2 pseudogenes are annotated in these 1,879 nt (G+C 55.9%); both read left to right on the forward strand.

What is annotated here, in order from left to right:
* Window positions 1–126 precede the first annotated feature (126 nt).
* Window positions 127–1,143 (forward strand): annotated as a pseudogene (gene cysG / locus ACTBDZ_RS17395) (siroheme synthase CysG); the annotation flags it as partial.
* A 9-nt stretch (window positions 1,144–1,152) separates the two neighbouring features.
* Window positions 1,153–1,755: pseudogene (gene cysD / locus ACTBDZ_RS17400) on the forward strand (sulfate adenylyltransferase subunit CysD); the annotation flags it as partial.
* Window positions 1,756–1,879: the final 124 nt, after the last annotated feature.

Genomic DNA, 1,879 nt, shown 5'->3' on the forward strand with positions numbered 1-1,879 from the left:
TTGCAATACTCAGTTCATCGCACAGTGCAGCGACGAGACCTAAGTGATCAAGGTTACGGATGGTAACGTGGGGAGTACTCATGCTGATTGGTCTGCAAAAAGCAGTAATAAATTCAGAACTTCAGAGCGCGTTTACTGCGCGAGAAACTTGAGGCGTTGCTGCCTGCCAGTTTGGGTGATATGGCCCGGGTTGCGGGGGAATGGCGCGATCGGGTCAAAGAGCGGTTTCATTCGATGCGTGCGCGTCGTCAGTTTTGGGAGCGGCTGTTTAATAGCTCTTTTGCTGACCAGATCGCCGCCGGGCAACAGAAAGTGGCAGAAGAAACCCTGCGCCAGCAGTTGGATCAACTGCAGCAGGTGCAGGGGGATGTGGCGCTGGTGGGGGCCGGGCCGGGAGACGCCAGTTTGTTGACCCTGCGTGGTTTACAACTGATCCAATTGGCGGATGTGGTGCTCTATGACCATCTGGTGAGCCCGGAGGTACTGGAGCTGGTGCGCCGCGATGCGGAGAAAATCTGTGTTGGCAAGCGCGCTTCCGCGCACTCATTGCCGCAGGGGGAGATCAACCGTCTGCTGTTTACGCTGGCATCGAGCGGTAAACGCGTGGTGCGCCTGAAAGGCTGCGATCCATTCATCTTTGGGCGCGGCGGTGAGGAAGTGCAATACCTGGCAAAAGCCGGGGTTCCCTTCCAAATTGTACCGGGGATCACTGCGGCTGCGGGCGTTACCGCCTATGCCGGCATCCCGCTTACCCACCGCGATTACGCGCAAAGCGTGCTGTTTATTACCGGGCACTGCCGTCCCGACGGTGAAGCGCTCGATTGGTCCACGCTGGCGCGCGGGCGCCAGACGCTCGCTATCTATATGGGTACGGTGAAAGCGGCGGAAATCAGCCAGCAACTGATCGCCCATGGGCGTGCGCCGGATACGCCGGTGGCGGTGATTAGCCGTGGTACACGAGCGGATCAGTCCGTGAACATCGGCACGCTGGCGCAGTTGGAGACCTTGGCACATCAGGCTCCGACGCCGGCATTATTGGTGATTGGCGAGGTGGTTGCACTGCACCATCAACTCGCCTGGTTTGGTCTACAGGCGCAGGAGACCGGGCAAACCGGACGTTCTGCGCTCGTGAATTTGGCTTGAGGAAGGGTTATGGACGAGAAACGACTGACGCATCTGCGACAGCTTGAAGCGGAAAGCATACATATCATTCGCGAAGTGGCGGCAGAATTCAGTAATCCGGTGATGATGTACTCCATTGGCAAAGATTCTTCCGTCATGCTGCATCTGGCGCGCAAGGCGTTCTATCCCGGTACGTTGCCGTTTCCGCTGCTGCATGTGGATACCGGATGGAAGTTTCGCGAGATGTACACTTTTCGCGATCGCACAGCCAAAGCCTATGGTTGTGAACTGCTGGTGCACCGTAACCCCCAGGGCGAGGCGTTAGGGATTAACCCGTTTGTACACGGCAGCGCCAAACATACCGACATCATGAAAACCGAAGGGTTGAAGCAAGCTCTGGATAAATACGGCTTTGATGCTGCATTCGGCGGTGCACGGCGTGATGAGGAGAAATCCCGCGCCAAAGAGCGTATCTACTCCTTCCGCGACCGTTTTCATCGCTGGGACTCGAAAAATCAGCGCCCAGAGCTGTGGCATAACTACAACGGTCAGATTAACAAAGGGGAAAGTATTCGCGTGTTCCCGCTCTCCAACTGGACGGAGCTGGATATCTGGCAATACATCTACCTGGAACCGTCATTCCGCACCTGATTTTTCTTTTTTCGGGACTTGACGGTATTCTGAAGTTCTGAATTTATTACTGCTTTTTGCAGACCAATCAGCATGAGTACTCCCCACGTTACCATCCGTAACCTTG

Source organism: Symbiopectobacterium sp. (assembly GCF_051710365.1).
In the GTDB taxonomy this organism is placed as follows: Bacteria; Pseudomonadota; Gammaproteobacteria; order Enterobacterales; family Enterobacteriaceae; genus Symbiopectobacterium.